The organism is Vibrio sp. 10N.247.310.17 (assembly GCF_041466605.1).
Classification (GTDB): Bacteria; Pseudomonadota; Gammaproteobacteria; order Enterobacterales; family Vibrionaceae; genus Vibrio; species Vibrio tasmaniensis_A.
Map to the genome: position 1 here is coordinate 1 of NZ_JBFSTC010000177.1, position 3,770 is coordinate 3,770.

Consider the following 3,770-nt stretch of genomic DNA (forward strand, 5'->3'; position numbering starts at 1 on the left):
AAGAGAAGCTGCTTAGTAAACAAGCGAATGATGACAACTACCTTGAAAAACGCCGCAACATAAAGCTTTTAACAACAGCCACTTAACTCGAATTAAAACACACCCTGTAAGTCACTAAACGGGGTTATAAGTACATCAGCTAAATCTCTGCTATAACTCTATTTATGTATGATGCAATAATCAACGAGAGCCATTGATATGTCTTGTTTTTGCCTTAATAAGACCAGGCCTATAACCGTGCCATTATTCACCTCATAAAACAGCCTAAAGCCCGATTTTTTGAACTCTCTGATACTAGTGACCCCCAACCCTACAAGCTCAGAACATCTAGAGTACATGTCAGGGTTATGGCTCACATTTTCTTCAAAGGCATCTAAAAGACTCTCAACCCCTTCAATGACTGATTTTTCATCATTCCATTGAGTTAGGTGATCAATCGAATCATTTAGCGAATTTTCAAATGTTTCCGTGTATTGAATTTCTACTTTATGAGTCATATTTACCTTTGTTACTTACGGGCAGCTAATCGACTTCTTAAATCTCTAGACGAAGTTACACGATCTTGAACAACATCATTTTTTGCAAAGCTAACCAGTTTCATTAGCGCAATGGCATCTTGACGTTTTTTATGGTCTTCATACGACTCAACTACATACGTAGGTTTTCCATTTTGCGTGATCGTTAGTGGTTCACTTAAAGGCAAGTTAGCCGCATTTTTTTTTAAGAAACTGACGGTTTCTACATTTGCTGTGTCCATAATCACTCACCCTGTTTGTATTTGTTGCTTTAGTTAGTTGAATGTCATCACTCATTCAATAGCTATATTGTACTACCAGATCACTGCAAGTTCAAATTTAGACTTTATTTAAACCACCTTGCACAACCAAAACAGGACGCTTACCAAAAGGAGTTTCGTATTTCATGTAATGCTTAATCAAAATTGGCTTTTTGTAAGATCTCAATGAACGTCTTGATCTTGAGGTCTTCCGCTCCCTGTTTCGCGTAGAGGCCAACGTTTCCTAACTTAGAGTCATCAATCAGTAAGGTTTCGAAGCCTTTGTCTTTCATCCAGTCACACATTTTATGACTGTATGGCATGACAGCATTAGACATTCTCAACATATCTAAACTCGCAAAAAGAGAGTCAACGTCATAGACATCTCGCCCAACCATCTCAGTATCACGCCCGCCAGGCTGTGAATTTACGTGGTCAGACAGTACAGAGTTATGTCGAGAGTGATCGGGGGTCACTTGGAGTATTGGAAACGCCAACACCTCACGCCTTAACAAGATCGGGTCTAAGTGCTTCTTCGTTAGCAATGGATGGTTAGCTCGAACAAACACCGCTTCTTTGTCTTGAAAGAGTGGGTAAAACGTTACTTTGCATCGCTCATGCAGCCCATAGATTTCATGGCCAACAAACAAGTCGATATCGCCTTGAACCAAATGGTGCATCAAAGACAAGTTGTTACCGAACTCCAAATGTAGCGAGCCCATTCGTTCTTGTTGCTTGTATTCCTCAACCGCCTTGCAAACAAATTGTTCCCACCAAGCTTCCCCAGTGCCGAGCTTCAATTTACCGGATTGGCGCTGCTGCATGTCGGTAAAGCGGTGCATTAACGACAGATGCTTTTCTTGCTGTTCTTGTGCAAACTCCCGAAACAACAACCCGCACTCGGTAAGCTCAACGCCTTTTGACTTACGAGTAAAAATAGCCACACCAACATCACTCTCTAATTTCTTGATCGCAGCGGTCAAGGAGGGCTGGCTAATATTCAGCTTTTCCGCGGCACCTTTAATACTGCCAGTATGCGCAACCATCAGAAAGTATCGGTATAGCTTGTTCATAGGATTCTCTTAGTTTGCATTCGATCACAAAATGCGAGGTTAGAAATTCAACAAATTAAACCACTGAACACAGTGCGCAGCGGATAGAGCTCATGATATAGGATTTTTCTATAGAGAGCATTAGTAATGCTATTTCCCAGTGTAAGATGAAATCACTATAGTAAGGTCAATTAACTTATTAAGTGGACATTGAGATGGAACAGAAATGGTGGCATGACGCAGTGGTCTACCAAATTTACCCGCGTAGCTTTTTAGACTCGAATAATGACGGTATCGGTGACCTAAATGGAATCATCAGCAAACTCGATTACCTTAAAGAACTGGGCATTAATGTCATTTGGCTCTCTCCTGTTTATCAATCTCCAATGGACGATAACGGCTACGACATCTCCGACTACCAAGCGATTGCTGAAGAGTTTGGCACGATGGAAGAGATGAAACGACTGATGGGTGAAGCGAAAGAGCGTGACATTAAGATTGTTATGGATTTGGTGGTAAACCATACGTCAGATGAGCACCGTTGGTTCGAGCAAGCACGCTCTTCAAAAGACAATCCGTATAGAGACTATTACATTTGGCGCGATGCAAAACCGGATGGCAGCGCACCGGATGACCAAGGTTCTATCTTTGGCGGAAGTGCTTGGCAGTGGGATGAACTCACACAACAATATTACTTCCATCTATTCTCGAAACGTCAGCCAGATTTGAACTGGGAAAACCCGAAGGTTCAAGAAGAAGTTCATACTATGATGAACTGGTGGATTGACCTTGGCATCGGCGGCTTCCGCTTAGATGTGATTGATCTTATTGGTAAGGAGATCGATAAAGGAATCACTGGTAACGGACCAAGGCTGCACAAGCTATTACAACAAATGAATCAGGCGACCTTTGGTAACAAGGATTTGTTAACCGTAGGAGAAACTTGGGGCGCAACACCAGAAATAGCCAAGCTATACAGCGGACAAGGTAAAAATGAACTTTCTATGGTATTCCAATTTGAGCACATTACCCTGACATGGGAAAACGGTGACAAATGGAACCCTATTTCGCTTGATCTTCGAGAGTTCAAAAATGTGCTGACCAAGTGGCAGCTAGAGCTGGCCGATGGTGGTTGGAATTCCCTTTTTTGGAACAACCACGATTTACCACGTTTGGTTTCAAAATACGGTGATGACAAACACTTCCGAGTTGAGTCAGCAAAAATGCTGGCGACGTGTTTGCACTTCTTAAAAGGCACACCTTACATTTATCAAGGTGAAGAGATTGGCATGACCAATGTCGCTTTTGACAATCTGGACCAATATAAAGATATTGAAACGCACAATTTCTATAAAGTAAAAACGGAATCAGGTGTTACTCATGAACACATGATGGACGCCATTCACGAGAACAGCCGTGACAACGCTAGAACACCCATGCATTGGAACAACCAACCAAATGCAGGCTTCTCTGACGGAACACCTTGGATTGAGCTGAATCCAAACTACCCAGAGATCAACGTCGAAAGTGCGTTGGCTGATCCAAGTTCCATATTTTATCACTACAAGACATTGATAGAGTTACGAAAAGCTCACCCAGCGATTGTCTACGGTTCATTCATTCCTGTTTTTGAAGAACACGACAAGGTTTTCGCCTACGTACGTGAGTTGGATGGTGAAAAACTGTTTGTAGTTTGTAACTTCTCAAACGACAACCTGACACTGGATATGCCTGAACAATACCAAACTCAGACGCTTGATTGTCTGATCAATAACTATCAAACGGTCACTGAGTTGTCAGCCAAGCTTGAACTGGCACCGTATGAATCATTTGCTGTAAAACTGTAATCATACGTTAAACTCAACACACCAAAGGCAAGGTTCTCCTTGCCTTTTTTATGGTTCATCGCGGATTAGCGGGAACTTAAAACAAAAACGGTAGTA

At 42.0% G+C, this 3,770-nt stretch carries 4 protein-coding genes; 1 reads left to right on the plus strand and 3 read right to left on the minus strand.

The window, feature by feature from the left end; translation table 11 throughout:
• Positions 1 to 158 precede the first annotated feature (158 nt).
• The 3 genes from AB6D80_RS24390 to AB6D80_RS24400 all read right to left on the minus strand — a co-directional run bounded on the left by AB6D80_RS24390 (position 159) and on the right by AB6D80_RS24400 (position 1,848).
• Positions 159 to 497 carry a type II toxin-antitoxin system RelE/ParE family toxin gene (locus AB6D80_RS24390; protein ID WP_017096265.1) on the minus strand — a complete coding sequence of 113 codons (339 nt, stop codon included), beginning with the start codon at positions 495 to 497 and terminating at the stop codon, positions 159 to 161.
• Positions 498 to 508: 11 nt separating this feature from the next.
• Positions 509 to 757: a prevent-host-death protein gene (locus tag AB6D80_RS24395; RefSeq protein WP_009845862.1), complete on the minus strand. Its 249-nt coding sequence runs from the start codon at positions 755 to 757 to the stop codon at positions 509 to 511.
• 173 nt (positions 758 to 930) lie between these two features.
• Positions 931 to 1,848: a LysR family transcriptional regulator gene (locus AB6D80_RS24400; RefSeq protein WP_372189876.1), complete on the minus strand. Its 918-nt coding sequence runs from the start codon at positions 1,846 to 1,848 to the stop codon at positions 931 to 933.
• Positions 1,849 to 2,042: 194 nt separating this feature from the next.
• Between AB6D80_RS24400 and AB6D80_RS24405 the strand changes: the two genes are divergently transcribed.
• Positions 2,043 to 3,674, plus strand: coding sequence for an alpha-glucosidase (locus AB6D80_RS24405; protein WP_029223717.1), 1,632 nt, complete (start codon positions 2,043 to 2,045; stop codon positions 3,672 to 3,674).
• The last annotated feature ends 96 nt before the right edge of the window (positions 3,675 to 3,770 follow it).